General features: G+C 42.1%; 23 protein-coding genes. 6 read left to right on the top strand and 17 right to left on the bottom strand.

Translation table 11 applies throughout. The features are described from left to right. Positions 1–3: 3 nt before the first annotated feature. Genes ABDW02_RS06850 through ABDW02_RS06830 form a run of 5 tightly spaced genes read right to left on the bottom strand, consistent with a single transcriptional unit; the run spans position 4 to position 5,158 of the window. The gene (locus tag ABDW02_RS06850) at positions 4–1,188 is read right to left on the bottom strand and encodes a glycosyltransferase (protein WP_343633443.1); all 1,185 of its coding nucleotides are present in this window, start codon (positions 1,186–1,188) and stop codon (positions 4–6) included. After that, positions 1,178–2,344 carry a glycosyltransferase family 4 protein gene (locus tag ABDW02_RS06845; protein WP_343633441.1) on the bottom strand — a complete coding sequence of 389 codons (1,167 nt, stop codon included), beginning with the start codon at positions 2,342–2,344 and terminating at the stop codon, positions 1,178–1,180. The genes ABDW02_RS06850 and ABDW02_RS06845 overlap by 11 nt, the downstream gene beginning before the upstream one ends. Next, on the bottom strand, positions 2,341–3,822 hold the full coding sequence (locus tag ABDW02_RS06840) for an LptF/LptG family permease (RefSeq protein WP_343633439.1): 1,482 nt from the start codon (positions 3,820–3,822) through the stop codon (positions 2,341–2,343). Before ABDW02_RS06840 ends, ABDW02_RS06845 begins: the two co-directional genes overlap by 4 nt. Before the next feature lie 34 nt (positions 3,823–3,856). Further along, a complete protein-coding gene (locus ABDW02_RS06835; RefSeq protein WP_343633437.1) occupies positions 3,857–4,669 on the bottom strand; it encodes a choice-of-anchor J domain-containing protein in 813 nt (270 codons plus the stop codon). Between the two features lie 24 nt (positions 4,670–4,693). Then, positions 4,694–5,158 (bottom strand): DUF4268 domain-containing protein, encoded by a 465-nt coding sequence (locus tag ABDW02_RS06830; protein WP_343633435.1) that lies wholly within the window; start codon positions 5,156–5,158, stop codon positions 4,694–4,696. Between the two features lie 149 nt (positions 5,159–5,307). On the opposite strand from ABDW02_RS06830, the gene ABDW02_RS06825 reads away from it, so the two are divergent. Continuing rightward, positions 5,308–6,030: a hypothetical protein gene (locus ABDW02_RS06825; protein ID WP_343633433.1), complete on the top strand. Its 723-nt coding sequence runs from the start codon at positions 5,308–5,310 to the stop codon at positions 6,028–6,030. Positions 6,031–6,167: 137 nt separating this feature from the next. On the opposite strand, the gene ABDW02_RS06820 is transcribed toward ABDW02_RS06825, so the two are convergent. Both ABDW02_RS06820 and ABDW02_RS06815 read right to left on the bottom strand, forming a co-directional pair. Further along, on the bottom strand, positions 6,168–7,838 hold the full coding sequence (locus ABDW02_RS06820; RefSeq protein ID WP_343633431.1) for a T9SS type A sorting domain-containing protein: 1,671 nt from the start codon (positions 7,836–7,838) through the stop codon (positions 6,168–6,170). A gap of 517 nt (positions 7,839–8,355) precedes the next feature. Continuing rightward, on the bottom strand, positions 8,356–8,736 hold the full coding sequence (locus tag ABDW02_RS06815; protein ID WP_343633429.1) for a hypothetical protein: 381 nt from the start codon (positions 8,734–8,736) through the stop codon (positions 8,356–8,358). Between the two features lie 95 nt (positions 8,737–8,831). On the opposite strand from ABDW02_RS06815, the gene ABDW02_RS06810 reads away from it, so the two are divergent. Further along, complete coding sequence (locus tag ABDW02_RS06810) at positions 8,832–9,071, top strand: hypothetical protein (RefSeq protein ID WP_343633427.1); 240 nt, start codon at positions 8,832–8,834, stop codon at positions 9,069–9,071. Positions 9,072–9,162: 91 nt separating this feature from the next. Here the strand turns inward: ABDW02_RS06810 and ABDW02_RS06805 are convergent, their stop codons facing one another. Genes ABDW02_RS06805 through ABDW02_RS06795 form a run of 3 tightly spaced genes read right to left on the bottom strand, consistent with a single transcriptional unit; the run spans position 9,163 to position 12,358 of the window. Then, positions 9,163–10,170, bottom strand: a complete 1,008-nt coding sequence (locus tag ABDW02_RS06805) for an HNH endonuclease (protein WP_343633425.1) — start codon at positions 10,168–10,170, stop codon at positions 9,163–9,165. Then, entirely contained in the window at positions 10,134–11,219 is a 1,086-nt protein-coding gene (locus tag ABDW02_RS06800; protein WP_343633423.1) for a DNA cytosine methyltransferase, read from the bottom strand. The genes ABDW02_RS06805 and ABDW02_RS06800 overlap by 37 nt, the downstream gene beginning before the upstream one ends. After that, positions 11,216–12,358: a DNA cytosine methyltransferase gene (locus ABDW02_RS06795; RefSeq protein ID WP_343633421.1), complete on the bottom strand. Its 1,143-nt coding sequence runs from the start codon at positions 12,356–12,358 to the stop codon at positions 11,216–11,218. The genes ABDW02_RS06800 and ABDW02_RS06795 overlap by 4 nt, the downstream gene beginning before the upstream one ends. 390 nt (positions 12,359–12,748) lie before the next feature. Between ABDW02_RS06795 and ABDW02_RS06790 the strand changes: the two genes are divergently transcribed. Together ABDW02_RS06790 and ABDW02_RS06785 are read left to right on the top strand one after the other, a co-directional pair. Further along, positions 12,749–13,534 (top strand): hypothetical protein, encoded by a 786-nt coding sequence (locus ABDW02_RS06790; protein WP_343633419.1) that lies wholly within the window; start codon positions 12,749–12,751, stop codon positions 13,532–13,534. A 269-nt stretch (positions 13,535–13,803) separates the two neighbouring features. After that, a complete protein-coding gene (locus ABDW02_RS06785; protein WP_343633417.1) occupies positions 13,804–14,442 on the top strand; it encodes a hypothetical protein in 639 nt (212 codons plus the stop codon). 121 nt (positions 14,443–14,563) lie between these two features. Here the strand turns inward: ABDW02_RS06785 and ABDW02_RS06780 are convergent, their stop codons facing one another. Further along, the gene (locus tag ABDW02_RS06780) at positions 14,564–14,746 is read right to left on the bottom strand and encodes a DUF3606 domain-containing protein (protein ID WP_343633415.1); all 183 of its coding nucleotides are present in this window, start codon (positions 14,744–14,746) and stop codon (positions 14,564–14,566) included. A gap of 24 nt (positions 14,747–14,770) precedes the next feature. Further along, positions 14,771–17,449, bottom strand: coding sequence for a DNA ligase D (gene ligD, locus ABDW02_RS06775; protein WP_343633413.1), 2,679 nt, complete (start codon positions 17,447–17,449; stop codon positions 14,771–14,773). Positions 17,450–17,651: 202 nt separating this feature from the next. Between ligD and ABDW02_RS06770 the strand changes: the two genes are divergently transcribed. Further along, positions 17,652–18,116 carry an SRPBCC domain-containing protein gene (locus ABDW02_RS06770; protein WP_343633411.1) on the top strand — a complete coding sequence of 155 codons (465 nt, stop codon included), beginning with the start codon at positions 17,652–17,654 and terminating at the stop codon, positions 18,114–18,116. A gap of 150 nt (positions 18,117–18,266) precedes the next feature. Here the strand turns inward: ABDW02_RS06770 and ABDW02_RS06765 are convergent, their stop codons facing one another. Then, positions 18,267–20,186, bottom strand: a complete 1,920-nt coding sequence (locus ABDW02_RS06765) for a M56 family metallopeptidase (protein ID WP_343633409.1) — start codon at positions 20,184–20,186, stop codon at positions 18,267–18,269. Between the two features lie 21 nt (positions 20,187–20,207). Continuing rightward, complete coding sequence (locus ABDW02_RS06760) at positions 20,208–20,609, bottom strand: BlaI/MecI/CopY family transcriptional regulator (RefSeq protein WP_343633407.1); 402 nt, start codon at positions 20,607–20,609, stop codon at positions 20,208–20,210. A gap of 341 nt (positions 20,610–20,950) precedes the next feature. Between ABDW02_RS06760 and ABDW02_RS06755 the strand changes: the two genes are divergently transcribed. Next, entirely contained in the window at positions 20,951–21,373 is a 423-nt protein-coding gene (locus tag ABDW02_RS06755) for a hypothetical protein (protein WP_343633405.1), read from the top strand. A gap of 74 nt (positions 21,374–21,447) precedes the next feature. Here the strand turns inward: ABDW02_RS06755 and ABDW02_RS06750 are convergent, their stop codons facing one another. From ABDW02_RS06750 to ABDW02_RS06740, 3 genes are all read right to left on the bottom strand, one after another. Next, positions 21,448–22,998, bottom strand: a complete 1,551-nt coding sequence (locus ABDW02_RS06750) for a hypothetical protein (RefSeq protein ID WP_343633403.1) — start codon at positions 22,996–22,998, stop codon at positions 21,448–21,450. Positions 22,999–23,163: 165 nt separating this feature from the next. Continuing rightward, positions 23,164–24,042, bottom strand: coding sequence for a M90 family metallopeptidase (locus ABDW02_RS06745; RefSeq protein WP_343633401.1), 879 nt, complete (start codon positions 24,040–24,042; stop codon positions 23,164–23,166). A gap of 48 nt (positions 24,043–24,090) precedes the next feature. Then, positions 24,091–25,557: a T9SS type A sorting domain-containing protein gene (locus tag ABDW02_RS06740; RefSeq protein ID WP_343633399.1), complete on the bottom strand. Its 1,467-nt coding sequence runs from the start codon at positions 25,555–25,557 to the stop codon at positions 24,091–24,093. Positions 25,558–25,679: the final 122 nt, after the last annotated feature.

Genomic DNA, 25,679 nt, shown 5'->3' with positions numbered 1-25,679 from the left:
GAGTTAGCAGGATTGCAAAAGTAAGAGTTGTAATAGTTTTAAAGTTTGTTTTTCCCATGAATAGAGTAGTTCAATGTAGTATTTACCTTGCCTTGCAATTGAACTAAAAGTACCTGCTATAACTAAACCTTCGGTTATTTTTTCGACAAAGGACTCGATATCTTCTGCCAACAGGATGTTTTCCCCGTCCACACCTCCCAATGCATTGTTAGACAATGGAGTAGTAATACACGGTAGTCCGCTTGCCATAGCTTCCAGCAGCTTGTTTTGGAGTCCTGTTCCTATGAAAAGAGGTGCCACAAAAATACGTGAACGCTGATAACTTTCCCGGATATCATCCACCCAGCCGGTAACGGTTATGAACTCAGATTGCAGTTCCTGCACGCGTTTTGCCGGATTCGCCCCTGAAAGCAGGAGTTTACACGGAATTCCCTTTCGGTGAAGTCGCGGCAGGATTTCTTCAGCCAGGTAAACAGCCGCTTCAATATTCGGAGCGTAGGAGAAATTCCCGGTAAAAACCAGGTCGTAATCTTTTTCGATCGGCAAGGTTTCAAAAAAGGATTCGTCGATTCCGTTGGGAACAATGACAATCCGGTGATTTTCCGGGTGCTGGATGAGTTTGCGGTCCTGCTCGGAAATAATTGTTTTGTGCTCGAAGTAATCGAAAATACGGCGTTCATATTCCTTCAAACGCTTGCTTTCCAGGCGATAGAACCACTTTTTATACCACGCTTCGGTTTGAATCCTGCGCTCCATTCCTTTGGAAAGAGCGTCCATGTAATCCAGTGTTTTCGGTATGTGGTGTTCGTTTTTGACATATTCGGAAACACGGATCAGCTGGCAATAAATGTGCTTCGGTTTCAATCCGGCAATAATCTCCCGGATTTTCCGGTGAATGGATTTCCGGTAGAAATAATGGACCTGCATGGGTTTTGTTCCCAATAGCGTCTTCAAAAGCTGAAGGATCAATCCGGCTTTGGTCAGTTGAAAAATGTGAATCTGGCTACAAAACTGACGCACTATTTGTTCGTGTTCCTTAGAAACCGGAATATCCGTGGTGCAAACCAGTGTGACATGGAAGTGTTTGGAAAGTTCCTTTAATTGGTAGAAAGCCCTCAGTTTATCGCCCTTTTCCAAAGGATACGGAAAGCGGGAAACGATAACCAGGATGTTTTCTTTAGACTCCAAACGTATTTTTCATTAATGCGATACAAGTGTCAAAACTATGAACTTTTGAGATATAATCGCGCGATTTTTTCCCGACTTCTTGCCGGAATGCTTCGTTTTCGTGGAATTTGAGAATACAATCAATGAATGCTTCCTGGGTATCAGCGATTTGTATCCCGGATTCAGAAATGTCAATTCCTGCAGCTCCCAGTTTGGTAGTAATGCACGGAACTCCAAGCGCCATGGCTTCGAGCAGCTTGATGCGAATTCCGCTTCCGGATTGAATAGGAGTGACCAGCGTTCCGGATTTGGCCATGAATTGATTACTGTCTTTGACCCAGCCAACTACTTCAATGGAATTGGTAGCCAGGAAACCGAAGTGTTCACTTTTGGAACCGGCAATTTTCAAGGTAAATTCGGATACTTTCGGATTACTCCAGATCTTTTTCACCAAATGATTGACTGCTTCCTGGTTGGGTTTCCAGTCCATCGACCCCAAATGGAAAAATCCGCGGTTGGTGTAATCGGGTTGAATCTCCGGGTTTAAGGTAACGGAAACCGGTAGTACAACGGCGTTTTTTTGCCGGGTGTGTTTGATTATCCATTCCTGGTCTTCGCCGGAAATAGCCCAGATTGTTGCTGCTTTATCGAGGATTTCAATTTCTTCCTTGCGCAGCGTTTTCTCCAGGTTTCGCAGGTAAAAACGTTTCAGAACGGATGTTTCCAGGCTGGCGTGTAATCTCCAGATCTCTGATTCGATGTTGTGGGAACGGATAATGACCGGGGCCAGTTCCTTAAAATCGAAATGACTGAGCTGAGCGGCTGCAAACAAGCTGTCACAAACAATGTAATCGTATTTTTCGCTGAGTGTTTTAGCCAGTTCGTGGTACAACTTCTCCGATCTGAACCGGGAAAGGTTGTAATTCTTGCGACGCAGGAAATTAACGAGTGCACTGGTGGCTTTGAGTTCCGTATCTATCGGAACAACCGTTTGTTTTTTCAGGTATTGGCCCAATATGCGCTCGGATTCCTTTGTATACGGATGTTTGTGCGTGGCAAAGATGATTCCGTCCACTTCTGCTATCCGGCTCAGTCCTTTGAGGCATTCCATCATTGCAAAACATCCGCCGTCGATAATCGGGGCAGGGGATTTGGGCGCGATGTAGAGAATTCTCATCGTCTTCTGCCTAAAGTTAGGATGTAACGCCACAATTTCTTGTCAAAGACTTTGAGGTCATTGGCCGCAGCAACCATTAGAATACAGGCAATCGGGATTAAAACTGCTGTCGGAAGCCACATTCCCCAGAAAGGAGAAAGGACCGATTCTGCCGCCAGGTTTTGTCCCACGCTGAACAAGACGAAGTAAACCATGAAAAGCAATGCGGCAATCACCACCGGCGCTCCGAATCCTCCTTTCCGCACGATGGCACCCAGGGGCGCTCCCACGAAGAATAAGACGATAATTGCTCCCGAAAGTGCGAATTTGCGGTGAAATTCGATCTGGAACTGATCGTAATTGCTTTTGAATGCACCCACAAATTGTTCCTGGTCATTGGTGTTTCCCATCATGCCCCGCGCACTTACGATCGCAGCATTTACAGCTGCAATGCGTTCTTGTTTTGTCAGATCCGAAAGCTTAATGATTTTCGAAGGAACGGTTTGCAGGTGTTCAATTTCTTTGGCATCCTTGAGTTTGTTGTTCGGGCCGGTTTTGGGCAGTTTGGCAAAACTGATGGATTGACTGAAAGGCCTGTTGTTCAGGTTCGTTTTCCCGAAATCGGAGAGTATTTTATCCTGCTTGCGTTGCAGGGAATCTTTTGCTTCGTTGATCTGGAATACATTAAGCATTTCGTAGTCATTCTTGAACAGTTCTTCGTCGGATTTGTTCATGTCGAAGCCCATTAGTTCCATTTTGTAAGTAGCCGCCTTAAATTGCGTAGTCCTGCTCGGCCTGAAATCTCCGTTGTGAAAAGGTTCGCCCTGGTTGGTGAAGACCGGTGCCTGTGCCTGCAATTCTTCGTGCACAATCCCGTTCGAAAGATGGAAGAGCAGGTATTTCCCGTTATCGCCTTTGTAAACCGTTCCGGAATCAGCTTTCACTGTTTTCAGGATATTCGGATCGGTGTAATCGTGGATCGTAATGCCATAAAACGTATTGTCTTTCCCGGATTTTACCTTGATCGCATAGCCGTCGATCTCTTTGGAGTAGGAGCCGGGAGTTAATAACATGCCGACTTTCGTTTCCTGGATATCGAAAATTATGGTATGCCATTTCAGGTTGGCAACCGGGATCACGTAATTCGAAAAGAAAAAGGTTGCAATGGCAATCAATACCACTGTTTGCGTGAGTGGTCGCAGGATCCGGAAAAGCGACAACCCGGAAGATTTCAGGGCCGTTAACTCGTTGTTTTCTGCCAGGTTTCCCAGTGTCATGATCGAACTGAGGAGAATTGCCAGCGGAAGAGCCAGCGGAATCAATCCGGCGGAAACGTAAAACATCAGTTCAATAATCACCCCGACACTCAATCCTTTTCCCATCAAATCATCGATGTAGACCCAGGTAAACTGCATGATCAGCATCACCATCGAGATGAAGAAGGTCACTACAAACGGACCTGCGAAGGATTTTATGCTAAAAACAGTGAGTCTTTTCAAAGTGTAAACAGTTTGTTAGCGAACCGAACGGTTGTTAGATCTTCTGGACGCGTTTGGTGATCACTTGCCCGTTGTTTGCAGTCATTCGTACCAGATACATTCCTTGTTCAAAACCGTCCATAGCGATCGGAGTTGCTTTTTCCTGGGAATAGATCAGGGTTCCTGCCGTATTGTAAATAGCAACCTGCTTCAGATTTGCATGGGAAAAATGAATGCTGCTGCTTGTCGGATTCGGATAAATAGTCACATCCGGTTGAAGGGATTGTTCCTGTAATGCCAAAGGATCGTCTTTGCGGATGTTCACACTGTCCACAAACAAATTGTAACCGCCCTGGGTTTCCAAAACGAATGCAATGTGAACCGTTTCATTCGCGCTGTAGCCCAATTCACTCATATTTACTTCGTGCTGGGTCCATTCTTCCCATTCGAATTCCACCCGTGAAAGCGTATCGATAAAGCTGGAAAGCTGGGTATCTGTCACGGAGATCAATACCTGGTAAGTATCCGGATAGCTTGGATCCATGGATCTGGCATTCCATTTCAGGTAATTTCCGTAAGTTCCGATCGTAACAGGAGGGGAGATCAGCCAGCGGCTTGCTTTTTGCGAAACCGTAAACCAGGATGTTGCAGCAGCAACCGTATCTGTAGGATTCAAGGGGTCCGGAACAGCTATCCAGGCAGCTTGCGATAGAAATTGCGGTTCCTGTTCCGTATACGAATCATTTTTAACGGTTGTCCAGCTTGCCGGAATTCCGTGTTGAAATTCCTGATCCAGAATGGTTGTTTGAGCATTCACTGACAGCGCTGAAAGGAAAACGCTCGAAATAAGGGCAATTTGTTTTAACATAAGACAAAAATACAAAGACTTTGGCTACATTGCCAGATTTATCAAGATATCCTTGAATTCCTGGTAGAAAGCATCAAAATGAATTAAACGATCGGCTAAAAAGTTTATTATTTCCGGGTGATCTCCGGGTCTGTAAAAATTGAGGTCGGAACGTTCCCACAAAATGCGGTTGAATACCGGAACAACGGGAGTACTGGCATTTTCGATCCAGATGCCGTCGGTTCCCATTTCACTTTCCAGGACGATTTTCAGTTCGTACAACTGTTCCCACAAAATCTGGCGCACACCTTCGTCTTTTCCCTGGATATCAAAGGTTAAACGAGCGCCTTTTTCATCCGCATCAACACGGATATAAATGTCTTTCACTTCGGAAGGATAAGCCAGCCAGTTCATTCTGCGTCCGTTGGAGGAACGGATTTTCTGCATATGGACCTTGAATTGGTTCCAAAAATCGATTTTCAGCTGCTTTTTTTCTTCCTTCGAAAACATGTACCGTAAACTTTGAAGCAAAGATACATTTGTAATTGAGGTATGAAAGTTTTGGTTTTTCGATTTAACAACTTGTCACTTCCTAATAGCACACATAAGTATTTATCACTGAGATTATTATATTTGAGCACTAAATTAAACTTAACGACATGAAAAGTTCACTTTTAATACTGTGCTTACTAGGCAGTATTTATTCATCTTCTCAAATTTCTGATTCCATAAAAATTGAAGGAATCGGCCTTTTTAAAATAGGAAAGACCACAGTATCTTCAATTGAAGAATTGTCTAAGAAATTTTCGACCAAAATTAAAAGCACAAATTCTAGCTCTGACTTATATAATCTTACAACCAATAATAATAAGATAATTATTCAGTTGTTTGCAGATACAGTGAAGACATATAATTCCCCTTCGTACACAAGCTATTCTAGTAACGTTAAGACATATAGAATTATCGGTTACTCGGCTGCGGACATTGAATTAAATGATTTAACAGTTAAATTTTATAATGATACCTTGTACTACATGAATTGTAATATGTCTTCGGATTTAAATAATGCTATTAAGCTTAAATACGGAGAAGGTAAAATTGAAGTAAAAGAAAAAGAAGTTGTTTGTAAAAATAGATCTACAGGAATCGAGCGAAAATTAATTGAAAAAACTTATTTTCAAAAATGGGATCATGACGATATTATGGCTGTATCCATATTGTCTGAATATTATAATGACAAATGTGAAAGAAGATTGGTAAGTGCTTTGACAATTGAATCTTTTTCAATTGGCAGAGTTGTAAATAAAATTGATGATGAGATTGAAGACAGGTTAAAGGAACGCAAGAAGATTGAGGACAAAAAGAAGCTTGATGGGTTTTAATCAAAGTCAAAAAAAAACCGCAAAGAAGCAAAGCCTGCAAAGTGAACGTAAAAACTTTGCTGCTCCGCATCTTTGCGGTTCTATCAATTAAAGCAATAGCTTGATAATTGATAATTTAGCTTTTGATAATTACCAGATTATTCAAACAACAACTTTTTAGTTCCCGTTTTCCCGTCTTTCGTTTGCACTCTCAGAATTGCAATTCCTTTATAAGAATCGTGTGAGATCGTAGAAACTCCTTCCGCAACTTCGCTTTCATACAGGATTCTTCCGTCCATGGAGATCAATTGAATGCTTGCTGCTTCATCCAGGCTGATCTCGAAACGGCCGTTTGTAACCGGGTTCGGATAAGCTGAAAATTCGGATGCTTCCGCTGGTTCGTCGACAGACAGGTTGCTTCCCGATCCGAAAGTAAGCTTCAGAAGGTAAATACTTCCTTTGGTAGCGCCACCAACCGGGTTTCGGTATCCGGTCAATAAAATATCATTGTTGCTGGTTACATCCACATCCATGAAATTCGCCAGTTTCCCGTTCCAGCCGGAAGTTCCCACAATTCCGTGGTCAAAGATCATGTATCCGTTCCCGTTGAAAGCATTGTTTAATTGTCCCTGGTTGTTCATGCTCACGATCAATCCCTTGTTCTGGAAATTTCCACCCACATAATCGGTTGTAAATCCACAGATCAGGAATTCATTCGGGCTTCTCTCAATGATCTTATTGAAGAAAGTAGCAGTGTCTTCCTGGAAATCAAAAGTGCTGAATCCGTTCGGGATGCTCGTGTCCAATGTTCCGTTAGCATTCATGAAAGCAACAAACCCTACGTTGGTTTCACCATAACCGTTGAAATCCAGCGGAGAGTAATAATAGTGGTCCGGCATGTTGTAACCCGCTATGAGTACTTTTCCGGAACTGGAAACAGTAATCGAAAAAGGCTGATCGGTAACATCCATATCAAAGCGGAAAAGCCCGTTGGTGCCGAAAGTCTGGTCCAGCTGTCCGTCAGGAGTCAGTTTAAATACCGTCACGTCCGAATAATTCGTTGAATCATAGGAAATCGTTGTCTGGTCCCAGGTATCGGTGAATAACAAGCCGTAAGCTTCACCGTTCGGACCAATTGCCATGCTTCTGTATTGGGACCGGGTAATATTCGTCAGTGAAAACACGCCGTTTACCCCGTAAGTATTATCCGGGAAACCATTGGTGTTTAGGCGGACAATTGCCGGTTTTCCGCCCGGTCCGATTCCTCCGACCAGGAATTTTCCATCCGGAAGAATGTGCAGGTTTTTGGGAATGGAATAAGTTCCGGTAGTTCCGGCGAAAACATTGTTTGTCAGCAAATGACCGTTGTTCCCGAAGGTAGAATCCAGGCTTCCGTCAGTTTTTAAACGCATCATAATGAACTGGCTGGCACCGCAAATCCCGTTGATGCAGTATTCGGATTCTCCGACCAATACAATTTTTCCATCCTGTTGAATGGCAACGTCGTAACCGATGCTTGCCTGTCCGCAGAAAGTAGAAACTGCACCGTTTGTTCCGAAAGTCGGATCAGGCATTCCATCGGGCAAATACCGGTAAACGTGCATCATTAGATCCGGCGAATTCGGATCTCTTTTTAGAATAGTCACAATTTTTCCATCGGCCTGCAGCGCAGATCCCATGCCGGATCCCAGGTTTCCTTCACTGTTTGAATTTGGACCGAGGTAGGGGAGGTAGCCGTTCGAATTGAACGTAGAGTCGAGGTGCTGTGCGGTTGCCTGCATGGCAAAAACCGACGAACAAGTCATAAAAGCGAGTAAAATCTTCTTCATAATCCGTATTTAGTAATTGGGTTTGTAGGAAGACTCCGGTTTTAGCGGAAAAGTTCGGCGGAAAACGGATTTTTTTTCATTGATGAATCAATGAAATCGCTGATTATGAACTGGTTTTGTGTGCTAATAAGCTGGCGCGAAATGAATTATCGAAAAGGAGATTCCAGGACAAAAAAACTGCAAAAGGCAACAGCCGGAAGGATCAGTCGTTAAAATAATACCGCAAAGAAGAGTCAGCCGCGGCTGATGAAGACTGAAGGCTCACCTGGAAAGGTGAGTAGCCTGAAGGATAAGTTGTTAAAATAATACCGCAAAGAAACCAAGCGCTAAGCAGATTGCAATAACTCAGCCTTCTTAGTTTCTTCGCGGATCAAATAAACGCCTTTTATTGTTTTTTATAGACGCGGATTTTTCCAAAAAGTTTGATGAGTCAATAAAAAAATCTGAAGCGAGGCAGATAGAGTCTATTTAACATAAGTAACCGGATGGTTGATTTCCGGGTACAAATTGGGTTAGCCTAACCGTCAGTTCCGGATTTACTTTTCCGTTCCAGTTTAGCGGATTCCAGTTCCAGCTTCTGAATTTTCAATTCGGTTTCAATAAGTTGTTTTTCCAATTTCATTTCCCGGGATTTAATCTGATGAATGTTCGTAACTAATCGTTCCTGAGCAATCCGGCGATCAGCATCCGTTGCATTTTGTTTTTTTACGACACGTTCATAATCAATTCCTGCTTTTTCCAGTTGTTCCTTCAATCCGGATTTTTGTTCGAGCAACTGTTTCTTATGTAGCTCCAGTTTATAGATCTCGTGTTTGAGTTCTTGTTTCTTTTGTTGATCTTGAGAACCACAGCCCGAGAATACGATAGCTGTAAGGATCAGTAGCAGGAAATTTTTCATGATGTAGGATTTAGCTATTGCAATGATAAAAATTAAATGCGTCAGAATCGATTATACTGTACAAATTCCCGGATAAAAAATTCTGCGCGATTCTCGTGAAGAACATTTTCGGGAGAAATTCCAGGCTTCAGAATAAAGAATTTGTGATCAATTATGCAAATGAGAAATTCTATGCAATTCTGAGAGAGAAGATTTTTGATGGGGTTAGAATGAAATTCCTGATAGATGAAATTTACAGAAATTATCAGGAAAGAGATTTTGGAATGGAGAAGAGTAAAATTCCCGGGAAGATTTTGGGAGGAGTATGCGGATCGAATCGTGCTGGATTGATTTGAATGAGAAGACTTGGAAAGGAAGGTGATCTTATCGGTTTATATATTCTATTTAACATAATGTTAATTATAGGACAACCATGTAAACATATACTTATAAGCTCAGTGTCCAACCACGAATTTTATTTGCTTCACGAATGAAATCAATGTGTGGTCTATCATTTATTGCTGGTGGCAAGATAATTATGGGTCTAAGTGAGTTTTCAAAATTCTCACGACCACCATCTAAACTTAAAGATGTGAGATTATTCATCTGATTTACATTTACCATTATCCGATATGTTTCATCAAAAGCAATTAAACGTCTATCATAAGCTCGGTGATGTAGTGCACACAATGCTATTCCATTCGAAGTCTCATCTGTTCCATTATTTTCGACAGGAATAATATGAGCAGCATCTACCAATTTAAGTTGAACTCCACAAAAAGCACAAGAACCAGAATAAGCAGTTAATACTCTGTTCTTAAAGCTGTTATCGCGTATTTTCTTTCTTATTATCTGAACAGTTTCCCTCCTTTCAATAGTTACTTGTTCAATTTGCACATTATTTATTGTAGGGTTTTCAATGACATTATCCAATAGAGCAAGATCTTGGGGCGATTCTCCAAATGAATGAAGCTCTTCTAGGCGTTTTATGTATTCACCTAAAAAATCAGGTCTGATTGCTATAGCGATTTCATTATTCCCTTTCTGCCAAATTCCAAAACCGTTAACGTAGCCATTTCTTAATGCTTCTTCTTTTATTTGAATAGAAGGAGAATGTCCAAGTACTTCTCTATGAAAATTAAAATCAAAACCCGCAAAAACTTGCCCTTCATCCCACCAGCCAAGGATGAGAACTTTCCCATTTTGAAATGATTCAAACTGATTAACTCCAGTAATTTGAATTCTATATTCGTCAGCTGCACGAGCGGCTCCTCCTCCATGGGTTAAATTCCAAACGTAGATTTTAATGTCATGGGTTTCGTTTTCATTAAAAATTCGCAAATCAAATGGATGATCTCTAGGATCATGGAGAAATAGCACATTCCACCCATCATCATTTAATGCATTGATTATCTTATTTAATAAGTCATTTTTTCTATGTCTCGAATATGGCATTCTTCAGTATTTAAATCAATATGCTTAAGAAGTTCTTTTCCCAGTATCTCAGCCATTAAAGGAGGAACAGCATTACCCACTTGACGCCATTGCTGCTCTACTGTACCAGATAGATACCAATTATCGGGAAATGTTTGAAGTCGTTTAACCTCCAAAATTCTGAGTATTCTATTTCTCCAATGAAACGGTCCCATATTATTTGATCTTCTGGCTTGAATAGTCCAAGATGGGAGTTCTGGATCTAATTTCAATAGAAACGACCAAAATCGAGATCTCCATTCAAATTCAGGATTAGGATGTCCCTTCTTCTCAGTGAAAAAAAGATAGTTATCGCCAGGAGGAATGTCTTTCAATAAATGATGATGTTTTCCGCCAGCACGATGTCCTTCGTCTGAAGCATTTTCTTCTGTATCAATATCCTTTAAAACCTTTCCACATCCTTCCCAGTTTTTAAGCCCATTTTTATGGTCTTTCGAGTGTGTTTCAGAGGGGAAAACGAACTTGTTTTTTTTAGTCCCTACTAAGAAGAAACGTTGTCTGATTTGAGGTACGCCATAATCTGCGGTGTTAACTATCTTATAAGAAGGTTCATACCCCAAGTCTTTTGTTCTTTCAATAATATAATCGAACGCTTCTTGATGAGATTTGAATGTAATACCAGCCACGTTTTCAAACAGAAATGATTTAGGTGATATTAATTCTACAGCATCAAAAAAACCACTAACTGTCTCTTCTGCTTTTGGATCATCTAATGCTCTTGGCTTATCTTTTAAGTAGAACCTTGATTTTGAAAACGGAGGACAAGGTGGGCCACCTGCTACTAAATCAACATCTTCAAAAAGTTCAGGACTTTTTATTTTCTGAGTTTTTAAATAATCAATATACTCTGATATATTTCCTGTAAAAAACTGGGCATTTGGAAAATTTTTAGCGAATGTCAAACCACATAAGGGTTCAATATCATTAGCAAAAATAGTTGTGAAACCAGCATCTTCCAATCCCTTGTCTAATCCGCCACACCCAGAGTATAAACTAATCATCTTTCTCATAATGCAAGCAATGTTTCTTTTTTGAATGACTGACCGTTCAATAAGGAAATCATTGGAGATAAACAAGCTGCAGCTACATTGGATGGTAACGCATTGCCAATTTGTTTAACTCGGTCTCTACGATTTCCTTTAAAAATATAATCTGGTGGAAAACCTTGAAGAATGGCAAGTTCTACGGTCCTTAGTCTTCTATTTTCCCAGTGAAAAGGTCCTGTCCAAGGACCCGGATTTGCTGCTATCGTCCAAGAAGCTTCGTTGGGATGAAGTTTTAGCAAAAAATTCCAAAATCTAGTTTCAGCAACAAATGTAGGATTAGGATGCCCAGCCCATTCAGTTAAAGCTTTATAATTCATTCCGGGTGGTATTTCGTGTAAATGAGCTGCCCATTTTCCAGAAATAACCTCTTCAGGTTCAAAGTATTCATTCCCTGAAAACATTCTCAAAGCTTCTCCGACAGAAACATATTTATCCAATCCTAAATTAATTTCAACCAAACTATCACTATGAGTTTTTATTGGTGGTGGAGGGGTTTCAGATTTCATCCCCAAAAGAATTACTCTATGCCTTTTTTGAGCAAGCCCATAATCTTGACTGTTGACTTTTAAATAAAGTGTTTTATAACCAATTTCTTCGACGGATTTTTTAAAATGATCAAATACACCGATATTTCTTGGGTGCATAATGCTGGGTACATTTTCAAATAAGAACCCTTCAGGATTAGATTCTTTAATTAATCGAAAATATTCAGAAACTAAACTTCTTCTTTCATCAGGTTTCGCTTGTGTAATTATTGATGGTTTCTTTAATTCTATTCCCATCGCTCGAGCTTTTCTGTAGTTAGAATCTTCACCAGAATCTGTCCAGTAACTCGCTTTCGAAAATGGTTGACATGGAGGTCCCCCAACTATAATAAATGGCTCTTGAGAACTCAAACCTGCTCTTTCTCTTAGTTCGCCACCTGTTAAAGAACAAACATCAGCCTGAAGAACTTTTCCATCATGATACTTCGGATTACTGCTCATTGTTTCACATGCCAATTTGTCTATTTCAACAGAAAGCCTTAAATCTGCATTAATTTTTTTTACACCTACTCCGATTCCTCCGGCTCCTGAAAATAAATCTATGATTGGTATTCCCATTTTTTCTTTATTAAATTCAAAGTTAAACAATATTCAACCTCATTTTTTTAGCTGAATTTTGTTCTTTCAACGAACATATTAACAAAGCAAAGATTCGTGTTTAAAAACATAATCTATTTACGATCTTCTCCAATCTAAAAATATAGGTGAATTTCAAAGCTTGGAAAAAATATGCTTTTAGTAAATTGGGGAATTAAATAGGATTTCGAAAAAATAAACTTTTGCGTCCTCTTTAAATAAAATAAAAACGGATAACCTTCCTACTCTGCGAAATTCCTCGCTCTGAGTACCCAAGCTATATTAACATAACGCAATAACATTATAAGACGAATTATTAAAAAAAAATCAATCAAATTCGTATATTTAAGCAATCACTATTCATAGATCTACATGCCAAAGGATTATAAAAACGAATTAGAAACTATTGACAAACTGCTTGAAGGTTATAGTAATCAATCAAAAAACGTCAACAAAATCTGGTTATCCCTTGCTCTGATTTGTATAGTAACGATTACCTCGTTTCCAAAAAAAACATCCACGAGTACCTCGGTGTTAAATGATTCGACCTGTTGTAACAATTGTGATCCGATTATTGAACCTGACAAGATCGAAATTCTTGGGTTTTCAATACATAGTGATACATACTTCGCTCTGGCAACTATATTGATAATAGTTTTTCTAATTGCCTTTACTTCATCAAATAGTCAACTAATTCGAACTAGATTACTAATTACTAGGATATCAAAAAATATTCCTGAAGATGATCAATATAAAATCGAGAATATTAGTATTCGTGATTATGTTGACGCCATGGTGGTATCTTCAATTAATCGAGTTGCACCAATTGCACAAATGTTACAGGGTAAAAAGTTCTTACCAGAAAGTAATTCTATTTGTAGATTCATGAAGTGGCTTCATGCTATATACTACCTTATTTTAAAGGCTTTGAGTATGTCAGTTCTTTATGGTGTTCCTTCATATGGATTATATGTAGCATTTATTGGAAGTTTTAATGCCCATGGTTATATGCAAACATTTGGTATACCAACTGTTTTATACTACTACTTTTTTGTTCCTATAGCTATATTACTCCTTATTCAACTAATTGTCGTTGACCTTGTTTATACTATAATTAATTTAGGTAATATCTTGAGAAAACAAGGTGAAAATAAATGAAGTGCACTTAAACAAGAATAAAACTGTTGCGCTTTTCTCAAAATAATCTAACACCTTCCCTCCTATTGAAATCTGTTGATTTTATTAGACACAGCAACTCCCAAACACATCCACCTACCAACCCATTTTCCCAATCTTTCTTAAAAGACATGCTAAAAATCCAAATGTATCTTAAAATCGCCGGCAGTTTAGTTCCCTCTTCCCTATTTTTAATAGAAGCTTAAGGCTGTTTATTAGCACATCTTATTAGCACATCAAAATAATGCATTATGGAAAAGGGAAATAAGTCAACCGGTAGCAATGCCAAAGCTACGGCAGGTAAAGACAAAAAGACAGCGGCTGGAAAATCCAAAACTGCGACAGGATCGAAAGAGCGAGCAACCGGCAGCAGTTCCAAAGCTTCTGCAGAAAAGGAGGAACAGACAACGAACGGAAAATCCAAAGCTGCAACAGCAACGGAAGAGAAGTCAACCAGCAGAACTTCCAAAGCTTCCGGAGGAAAAGAGGAACAAACTACGAACGGCAACTCCGGAGCTTCGGCAGGAAAACAAGAACAGCAATCCACCGGCAGGAATTCGCAGGCCACTTCAGCGAAAGAAGGGCAAACGGGCGGTGAAGCAGACTTGAGCGAGGAACTGCGCGGCTTGGCAGCGAAATACCATGAAACGGATTACCGTCACTGGGTGTTAGCTATTGTTGCCGATCGTTTGGGTAAAGTCGAAGAGGTTGTACAGCAATATGATCCGAATAACAACATTCTCAATTCCGTGGTGGAATTCGGGAGAACAACTGACTGGAAGGCCGACAAAATGTCGATTGTTCGTCAGGCTGCGACTACCGTCGGTGCTTCGGCATTACAGGCACTTGCAGCGGTTATTGCTGAGAAAATGCAAAATAAGGAAGAGTAAAAATATTAGGGAAAAAGACTGTCTGCGGATGGTCTTTTTCGTTTCCTGAACAGGTAATAATCATTAAAAAACCGGCGCATATTCCATCGCCGGTTTTCTTTCATTCCTGGGCCACAGCAAATCATTTCCGATTTGACAGATACTCCTCCACTTTCTCGCGGTCATTGCCTACCGCTTCAATGGCTGCTCTCACTTCATCCCGGGATACTCCCAGCTTTTCTTCCAGGTAAGCGAGCTCGTACCCGTCACCGGCTGAGACTCTGCTGCGGTCTCTTTCATCCTGCTTTTCTTTGTTATCTGACATGTTATAGAATTTAATTGGTTGCTTTTATTTTTCATTCATCTTTTCAAGGACCTTCAGCAGGTCTATTCCTTTGCCAAGTACCGGCTTGAAGATATCGCCCTCACTTTGCATCCGTTCCATGGCATTGAAAATGTTGAAATCGGTTATCTTCAATCCTTTTTTGACTTCGTCCCAATGCAAAGGCATCGATACCGGGGCTCCCGACTTCGGACGAAGTGAATACGGCGCTGCAATAGTGGCATGCGGCCTGTTTTGAAGGAAATCGATGTACATTTTGCCTTTTCGGTTGGAAATAATCCGCTCGATGCTGGTAAACTCCGGCAATTCGTTGTGAACCAGCGTTGCGATCAAACGTCCAAATTCCTTGGAATGCTCGTACGTGTATTTAGCGCCCAGAGGGATGTAAATGTGAAGGCCCGTTGAACCGCTGGTCTTGCAATAGCTTTCTACTCCCATATCGAGCAGCACTTGCCGGGTAACCTGTGCGGCTTCGATCACCTGGTCAAAGGAATTTTTGTCCGGGTCAAGGTCCATGATGCACCAGGTCGGATGATCGGGCTTTTTAGTGGTGCTGTTCCACGGATGTATTTCGATGCACCCCATTCCCGCCATTAGCAGCAAGGTTTCTTCGTTGTTCCCCAGTAAAAAGTGCTTGTCAATGTCTTTTTCTTCGTCATCCGAATGATAGAGATAGGTTTCAGCCCAATCCGGTACTTTTCCGGTGACATCTTTTTGATAGAAGCTAAAACCCTTTATCCCGTCGGGAAACCGGTTGAGAGACTGCGGCCGGTCCTTCAGGTACGGAAGAATGAATGGTGCTGCCTGGTAATAATAGTTGATCATGTCCCGTTTGGTAACCTTCACATCCGGCCAGTAAATCTTACTCAGATTGGTAAACTTTACTTCGTGCCCGTTGATTTTCCGGACCTGTGTTTCATCAGTCGGGTTCAATAACGATTTTCTTTTGCCCTTTGCACGGGGCTTGATGTATTCGGTCCTCTCCTCGCCTGTTTTTCCTCCTTTCACGATCTTTTCGGTTGCTTTCGTTTCTTCCAGGACCACGCTTGCCGGGTTTTTGTCGTCTCTCATTCCTTCGAATGTCGGATGCCGCATGACTCCGTCGGAGGTCATTTCCGTAAAGCTGACTTCGCAGATCAATGTGGGTTTCAGCCACGTGGCTGTTGCGTGTGGCGGGTCGGGGCGAAACCTGCTGGGTTTATTGATATCAGGCTCTTCTTTGAAAGGAACTTTATCGGTTATCAGCGGTTTGAACAACTCCAGCATTTCTTTCTGTGTTTTTACATTGAAGCCGGTTCCGACTTTTCCGGTATAAACCAATTTTTTACCTTCGAAAACTCCTACCAAAAGCGAACTGAACGGTTTCCGGCTGTCGTCATTGTGCGTATACCCGCCGATTACCACCTCCTGCCTGCGATTTGCTTTGATTTTCAGCCAGCTTTTAGACCGGAATCCTTCGGAATACGGACTGTTTGCTTCTTTTGCCATAATTCCTTCGAGTCCCATCTTTTTGGCGGTCTCCAGGAATTCAATGCCGGAGGTTTCAAAGTGATCACTCAGGAGGATCGTCGGACTTTCGGGCATCACTGCTTCCAGGATCTCTTTGCGTTTGATTAGTGGAAGTTCCGTTAAATCGTGCCCCTGGAACCACAGGATGTCAAAGACATAGTAAGCCAGTTCACCATCGGCTTCACTCCGCCAGTTCTGCAGCGCACCGAAATTTGCCTTTCCGTTTTCATCCAATACAACGATTTCACCGTCTACAACCGCATCGATCTTCCAGGATTTCAGGGCCTCATAAACAGGATAGAATTTTTCGCTGAACGATTTATCATTGCGCGATTTTAGCTCAATGGTTTTTCCTTTCATAAACGCAACCGCCCGGTAACCGTCCCATTTCACTTCATAGATCCAGCCTTTTTTGTCGAAAGGCTTGTCAACCAGGGTAGCAAGCATGGGTTCCAGGGTTTGATAGAAGCGTTTTTTCGGTGTTCCTTTCACCAGTTCCGTTCCGATTTTACTCTCAACGGTTTTATTTTCCTTCACATTACCGGGCTCATCGGCTTCCTCCTGCTTTTTTTTTCCGGTTTTTTGTCTGTAAATGTTGGTGGATGTCTTCGCAACCTGCTCCAGGGTCTTTTTGGATACAACGGACTTATCTTTCGTGGTGATATCAATGGCTTTCGCATACTTATCATCGTGTTTGATGAGCAACCAGGCATTTTCCTCCTTGCCGTGCATCTTCACCAGTGCGAATTCACCTTTGAGCTTTTTTCCATTCAGTCTGAATTTTAGCGAACCTGAGTACAACTGCTTCAAAAGTGATTTTTCCTGTTCTTTTTTGGATCCTTCCGGTTCAAGCGATGTATACGTTCCCTCATCCCATACGATCACAGTTCCTCCCCCGTATTGGCCTTTCGGAATGATTCCTTCGAAAGTCCTGTAATCGTAAGGGTGGTCTTCTACCATCATGGCCAGGCGCTTGTCTTTCGGATTGACGGACGGCCCTTTGGGCACCGCCCAGCTTTTCAATACACCGGCCATTTCAAGTCTGAAATCGTAGTGGAGATGTGATGCTGCGTGTTTTTGTATCACAAATCTCAGTACGTCTTCATCCGGATTGCCGCCGAAGGGTTCCGGTGTCTTTTCCTGTGATCTTTTTTCTTTATATTTTTCAAGCCCCATGACAAACTATTTTATTCCGTGATCGATCCCAGGTTGAAAAGGATTTCAGCCATATTTAGCCGGAATGATAAATTAAAGCGTATTTGTCAGGCATTTACTTACAATTTTGCCTGAAAGAATTACATTTTCGTTGTATCTCCTGATTTGATCTTGCCTCCCAGCCAAATCTTCCGTAACTTATAGCATCTAAAAACGATTTCACATGAAAAAACTCAGTTATACCCAGGAAATTTCTGCTTCGCCGGAGCATGTTTACGACGTAATGCTCGGGCTTAGTGACAAACATACCTACGAAAAATGGTGTGCTGCTTTCAATCCTACTTCTTCGTGGGAAGGCGGCTGGAACAAAGGGGATAAAATCCTTTTTACCGGAATTTCGGAAAATGGCAGCAAGGAAGGAATGGTAGCGCGGATTGTTGAAAATGATCCGGGGAAATATGTGTCCATCGAACATTACGGCATGTTGGAAAAAGGCGTGGAAGTAACGGAAGGCGAAAAATTGGACAGCTGGAAAGGCGCTCATGAAAATTACCGGTTCGAAAGCACGGCTGATGGAACGCGCTTAACGGTAGACGTGGATACCCTGGACGAGTATGTTTCCTACTTCGAGGAAACCTGGCCAATGGCACTGAATACATTGAAGAAGATTTGTGAAGGAAACGAATAAAGATTTAGTTCTTTGGATTGACGCTAGTTGTTAATGCACATTACCCAACACTGAGGCTGTTATAAGAAACAAAGCCCCGACATTTATCGTCGGGGCTTGCATCTTTAACTGTACTGATGTCTGCTACTTAGGCTTTGTTTGAGACATGCTTTAATGCGTATCAATGTTATATAAGATGCGCATGCCGGGTTTGGTGTAATGCTTGACTTTTTGCAAAAGTGGCTCGGATTGGGTTTTTCCGTTAATTATTAAGGCTTTCTGACTTAGTTCGAAGGAGTTGATCTTTCCATGGTACCCCGCTTTTTTCAATTCTTCTATCACTGTAAGCGTGATGTCTTTTTCAGGCGGAAGCGAATTCAATTCGGGTAATTTTTTCAATTCTTTTTCCTGCAGCTTCAGCTTGGCTTCGATCTTGCGCGATTGCTCATCAATTTTGCGTGCCTGTTCGTCAATCTTACGGGCTTCAATGTCAATCTTTTTCGATTCTGCCTCGATCTTAAGCTGCTCTTCTTCGATGATGCGCTGAGCTTCATTGTGTTTTTTTCGGTCCATTTCTCCGACTTTTTTGCTGGTTTCCGCATCAATGATCTTTACCTGCTCGTCGATCACCGCAACGTGTTGATCAATAACTGCAGAATGCTTGTCAATGATTGCCGAATGACCATCAATGATTTTGGATGCTTCATCAATGATGCGTTCTTCTTCTGACAGGTCCACTTCCGGGTACTCAACTCCCGTGAACACATCTACGTCTTCGGAAGCAATGGCATGTTCATACCCGTCGATCAACTGCTTGATTTGAGGAAGGTATTTTTCCCGTTCCTTTCCGGTAATGAGTTTGCCGTCGACCTTGAATTTTTTCAAATTCTCAGGAACCTGGTAAAGCACTCCTCCACTCTTGAAAAGATATACGTGAGACTTCCCTTTCGCATCATCCAAATACTTGATTGCAGTTCCTTCCGGAACGTCTTTCGGATTGTATTTTTCAGTACTCAATGTATCTGCTTTAGGGGATTTGATTTCCTGTGCGGTAGAGGAATTCACGTTCAAAATTACCAGGAAGAGAATCACACTTAGTCCTGCACAAACAGAAAGGAAGTACTTTTCGCGGATGCTGAGCATCTTATTGGTGTTGAAAAGAATCCGTTTGGCACGGTCCGCCAGCTTCATTTTCTGATCACCGAACTGCAGGGCGAAACGCTGGTTGTGCATGTTGTATTCCTGGAAGGAAATCAGGGCGTTGACAAATTCTTTTTTATTGTTGGTAACACTGATTGCCAGGTCATCGCAGCAATTTTCACGTTCGTCTCTCAGCAAAGAGGAAATCCAGAGAATTCCCGGGTTAAAGAAGAACAGGATCTCAATGAAGGTTTGCATGAGATTGACTGCATAATCACTGCGGCGGATGTGCGCCAGTTCGTGCAACAAAATTGCTTCTACCTGTTCCTGGGGAATGTTGTTCAATAATCCGACCGGCATCAGGATAACCGGCTTGAAAAATCCTGTCACCGATGGAACCGATACTAAGCGGGATTCCAGCAATTGAACGCTGCGTTTGATGCGCAATGAAATTTTCAATTCCGATACGCGGTTCATCCATTGTTGCGGCGGAGTAATCGTTTGATAATTGCGTGCGCGGTATACCAGCCGGATATCGCCCGTCATGCGGATGCATTTGAACAGGAAAATAACAAACCAGATCAAAACAATCCAGGAACCGGATTTACTGACGAATGCCGTGATGATTGAAAGTGGCCCGCTCCCCTCTTCTCTTATAAATGTGGGAGAAGATGAAACAACCTGTTCTGTTTGAAGACTGGTTTTTACCACTTTGTCTGCGTGTAAAACGGATGCCTGCGTTTCGAATTCGTTGTAGAAAATGAAACCGATTGCCATTAAAAATGCAACGCTCAATCCTGCAAGCAGGTTATAACGGGTTGCCGAAGTTGCTTTTTTGGTCAGCAAAAGAGTAAGTCCTGCCAGGATAGCCGCTGCAAGTCCCAGCCAAAGCGAATGTACCAGCGTCCAGCTGACTGCTTTGATAATGGCGTCGTTCACTAAAAAGTTCATAGTATTGGGTTTTAGAAGTTATTATTTCTTGTCGAGTTGGTCCAGCATGGCACGGATTGCATCCAATTCTTCCTGCGAGGTCTTTTTATTTCCGAGCAACTGCATCATCAGGTTGGTACTTGAACCGTTGAACATGGTATCGATAAACTTGTCCAATAAAACGGTCTTTGTTTGGTTCTCTTCGATGGCAGCGCTGTAGATATGTTTCATACTCGAAGCATCACGCAGTAACATTTCTTTCTCCGTCATGATCTGCATCAGCTTCAGTGTGGATGTATATTGCACGGCACGTTTCTGCTCGTTCAGGTAATCGTTTACGAAACGAACCGTTGAAGGGCCGTTTTTCCATAAAACCTGTAAGATCTCCAATTCTGATTTCGTCGGTTCCGATTGCGGATTATTTTCAGTGTCTTTTGCTTTCATGTTTCAAAGGTAGGAAATTTTTCGTACGAAACAAGTTGTAGGTAAAATTTAACAAAAAAAGATAAAGGAACCGCTATTGCAGGGAATGAATTTCAGAATATAAAATCAAATTTATCTAGTAGCTAATACGCAATTACGTGCTTATGAATCAAGAAAATTCAAATTAACACTTAAATCTTTTCAGTTCAATCAGAACGGAAATTGTTAGGAGTGGTTCCTAATTCTTTCTTTCGGTAGGTAGATTCGCATAGGAAGGTTGTTTGAGCTTTGATAATACGACATCTGTCCTATTGAAACTCCTTCTTCCCCGCCTTTACTTTGCTGAAAAAAAAATAATAATCATGAAACACAGTTTATACCTATTACTTGCAGTTGTGCTGTTGATGAGCTGCAGCAAAGAAAAGAAAGCCCTGAAAAGTATTGGCGGGGAAACCTGGGTGATGACCAAATCAACCTATGAAGACACCGGAAATGAAGATTTATCGGGAATCCGCAGAGCTTTTACGTTTGAAAAGTGCAAAAAGAACGACCAGCCGTGCCCGGGAACCTTCGTATACCAAATCCCGCAATACGACCAGGATTTGCAATGGACGATTACCTACAGCATTTCAAGCAGTGCCGATCATTTAACGATTGTACGCACGCCGTCTAACTTTCAGGGTGATACCCAGACGGACGAGTACGAAATCCTGCAACTGGAAAATGATTTCATGGAGTTGAAGGATCTCGAAAACAACCATGTTTCGGAGTGGAATGTGGAATAGGTCCAACCTATAAAAACAAAGGCTGCCCGTTTCCTGGCAGCCTTTTGTTTCAGGTTTGGAGGTGTCTGAAATTCTTATTGTGGCAATTCAACGATTTGTTCCTGAACCGAACCATCAGCAAAAACCAATTTTACCCGCACCTGCGAATAAGGATAATTCTTTTTTGGAAGGCTCTTTTGACGGCGAAGGCTTTCTCCTGCCAATAATTTCACGTGTTCAGTAGAAATAAAATCTCCGGCCAGTGAATAAACCTCTATATCAAAAGACATATTTCTGTTCACAGTTACGTCATAGATCAATGTCTCATTTTGGATCGGGTTTGGTGAAACTGTCAGAGTAGCAAAATCTGAATTGGTGATCGGCTCATAGGTATCTGCATGATGCTCTGCCAAAAATTGCGCCGCTGAAAAATCGTCAAAAACAAAAGTCATGCGGTACAATCCGGATTCTAAATCCTTCAATGACGGTGCAATGTATTCCCTGCCGTAGTCAAAAATCTGGTCCGGTGTCAAAGTAATCGACATGTCCGGATCGTTTACGTTGGAAACTTTTACGTACAGCAATTTTCCATCACCGAAATCCGGAGCGGTAGGCAGGTTTCCTCCTGTTCCTTCACCTGGCTCTGGCTCCCATGGTTCACTGCAGCCAAAATGGACGCAAAGTTCTTCTGAAAGATCATCATTACAATCTATAATATAATAACTAAGCGTATAGTAAGTTACCAGTACATCTGCAAGAGATCCTGGTCCGTTGTAAGGTTTGTTGACAAGTCCTCCTCCTGCTCCGGCTTGTGACGGCCAGGCCGGGAAACATTGTAAAATACCCGTATTGTTGTTGTCAGGGCTTGGGAATTGGTTCATTCTGTTGATCATGAAGTTTAGGGAACAATTTGATTGATCAACCAGGAAATCCGTTGTCCTGTTACCATCTGCCCATGAAAACTGCCCGAGTGTCTTTTGAACGAAGTAAACCGTTCCTGTAAGCACATTGTTGTTTGCGTCGCGTATTTGATCGGTAGAAACAACGTTGGACATCACATACCAATCCAGATTATGAGCCGTAATATAAGCTCCGCGAATAGTAAATTCCGTTGGTGTGATGGCTTCGTAATAGTAATTTCCAGCATTGGCATTCGGAGCAACCGCTGAATACGCATCGGAGATCCAAACTCGTCCCATGGAAGTCTGACCGACCCCTAAATCTTCTGCGGTGATATTCAGGGTGTAAGCATAAGTGGTTCCATTACAGGTTTTGGAACAGGTCCAGGTGTTCGGTGTACATTCCGGACAAAACGCTGCCGGTTCCGTTTGTCCTATGGTAGTTCCGTTAGCAGCCATTGCAGAAACGCTGTAATAGAGATCCGGCTGTTTTAAGAGCGTCTTATCCATCTTCAGGTAATTGGTGGATGATCTGAGAGTGGAAACAGGTGAATAAGTAACCTGGCCTGAAACAACTCTTTTTTGAGTGATGTTGATGATGTAAGTTGAATTAGGCTGAGCGGTCCATCCCAGGAAACCAAAAGATTTGGATGGTTCAAGTGTGATTTTTAACGGTGGAGTTGATTGACCCAACAGATTAAAAAACAAGCCTAGTAAAAGGCATAGCAATACTGATTTTTTCTTCATAAATGTGGTGTGTATTAAAAATTAAACACCACGAATATAAGTGAATGAATAGCCCGTAAAAAGGGCAAATCAGCATTGCCCCGAAAAATGATGAATGGTAACTAATTACTTGTAACTATAAACGAAACGGGCTGTTAAAAAAGAATGTTTTTAACAGCGTTTCCTTTAATTAATCAACGCCGATTTTACTTCCTGCGGACCAGACGATTGATTTTTAGGCGGATTGCGCGGAGGATTCTTCGGTTGGCTTTTTGCCGGGTTCGGCGGCTGGTTTTTCGGATTGTAAAAATGGTCCAGCATGCGGTAAAGTTCCGGGTGCTCGGTTTTCATTTTTTCCGGGCTTTCAAAGAAGAATTCACTGACTACCGCCAAGAATTCAGCATTGCTGGTGGATCCGTAATCCCGGATGCTGGAATTTCCCCGCTGCATTTCGGTCATTTTGTTGTTGATAATCTGCAGCCAGGGCTTGATGTCGATTTCTTTGATGATACGGGCCATTCGTCCGTCGATTTTTCCATCCTGCATATCCAGTACGTGAACAAATTCATGAATGGCCACATTTTTCTGGTCGTTATTGTCGTAAAATCCGTGTACAAGTGCTTTCCGGGAAAGTTTGACTTTTCCCTCCATTTTTCCCCAGCCAACTAGTCCGTTGGCATATTGCAGGGTATTCGGGATCAGGAATTTATCGGGATGGATTTCCACGACGTCCAGGTTTGAATAATGCCAGGAATCAAAGCCGAAAATCGGGATGATGGCGCCGGAAGCAACCAGGATACGATCCAGGTGTGTTACCTCCGTATCAATACCAACGATTTGAACATTCAGCAAAAAAGTGTGTACACGGTGCTCGAATCTCGTCTTTTGCGGTGGCGTGAGCCGATTGTAAAAAGCTACATGCTTCACCAACAAATCTCTCCACTGTTGCGGGAACGGACGTTCCGGGTTCTTTTTAGTGCGGTTTTTTCCTAAGCTGTAACCGGAAAAACGGATAAAAAAACCGATCATCATTCCAAGGGCGATCAAAAGTAAGGTCCAATTCATTGGCGCTAAAGATAGCCCAAATGATGATACGAACGGAATCGTGGTTTCTTATTCTCTCACAACTCGTTTCACACCTTTCCCGTTTATCCGGATCAAATAAACTCCCGGAGCTTCCCCGCTAAGATCGATAATTGTCTCTTTGGCCTGCTGCGTTTTGCTGCTTAGTACCAGTTTCCCGAAAATGTCGTATACGAATAGTTCTTCGACACTTTCCGGGTGTTCGATGCTGATCAATCCAGTGGTCGGATTCGGTGCTGCCCGGAAACTTCCCTGCTCCGCTTCATCCAGTCCAAGTGAACAATCTTGTATCACTGTTGCCTGCAGATCAGTTATCGGAATCACTACATCCATCACTTCGCCCATGTCGGTAATCATTGCCTGGATGGCTGTATCGGTTGCACTAATTGCCGGCATGGGAAACGGCATCACGTTTAAACCGCTAAAACACTCCGGTACTCCCGGATTGAAATCCAGGTAGTAGTCGTTAGACCAGTGACTGCCGAAACTCCAGCCGTTTGCTGACGGATAAAAAGCACAAAAAGGAACATTGTGAACCATCTCATGAAAAGTCCAGTTAGCTGTGTTGATAAATCCATAGCTGGTGCGGCCGTTTACCAAAACAGTATTACTATCGAAGAGGAATAACTGGTCTGCCGAATACAATAATGCAGATTGATTAAAACGATGATAATCCTGAAGAGTTCCGTCTGCATGTAGTTTAGCAACAAAAGCGTTACTATCGGACATTCCGCCTATGAGCAATTCTCCGCCCGGAAGTTCAAGCAGTGAACGAAGTTTGGTTTCTTCATCACTTTCAATTTTGCGCGACCACAGGATGTTTAACGAATTATCCAGGCTTACAATTGCAGGAGAGTTGTCGCATTCAAGCCCCGCGTAATATCCTCCGGCATTATTCGGAATGAAAAGATACCCGGGATTTACAGGAGTGAGCGTTCCCTGTACCTTTAGTTGTTTCGAATAAAGTACTTCACCGTCGAAATTGATCTTGGTAACCTGCAAATGATTGTATCCTGCCATGGTAATGATAATCCCGTCATTTTCCACGATCATGGGATTGTTTTCATAAACCGTTTGGGAATAAGTGTTGTGCTGAGCCAATATTTCTTTGGTCCAGATTAACTGACCGGATGAAGATACTTTGACCACTTTGGTACTGTAATCACCGGAATTGTTGCCCCGGGCAATAAAAATAATATCGCCGTTCGGGCATTCGGCAATATCCTGCGGGCAAATATCCATTTCTGCCCAAAGGTTGTGTGCCGGGATGGATTTTGACCAGCTTACCTGGTCGCCGTTCATTTTCGCAAACCAGAAATAAGGAGTTCCGTCCGGGAATCTGTCGCTACCACCTGTCAACTGGTGTGTGCCGTAATCTTTCACAATGGTTTTGTTGAATTGGTAACCGCCGGTATGCAGGTCTATTCCATATCTTTCCGACTGCGAAAAGACACTAAATCCGCTGAAAAGAATGCAAAGAGTAAGAACTGTTTTCATAAATGATTGATAAAGGTTTGATGGAATGAACGAACATTCCGTCAAAAGCGTTGAGAATTCATCCGGTGAATAATTTTCTGTTGTATCTTTGAAGCTTCAAATGAAAAATCAATCGACCGGCA

It is taken from the genome of Fluviicola sp. (genome assembly GCF_039596395.1).
GTDB lineage: Bacteria > Bacteroidota > Bacteroidia > Flavobacteriales_D > Crocinitomicaceae > Fluviicola.
Note: the sequence above shows the minus strand (reverse complement) of the source record. Positions and strands in the feature narration are given on the sequence as shown.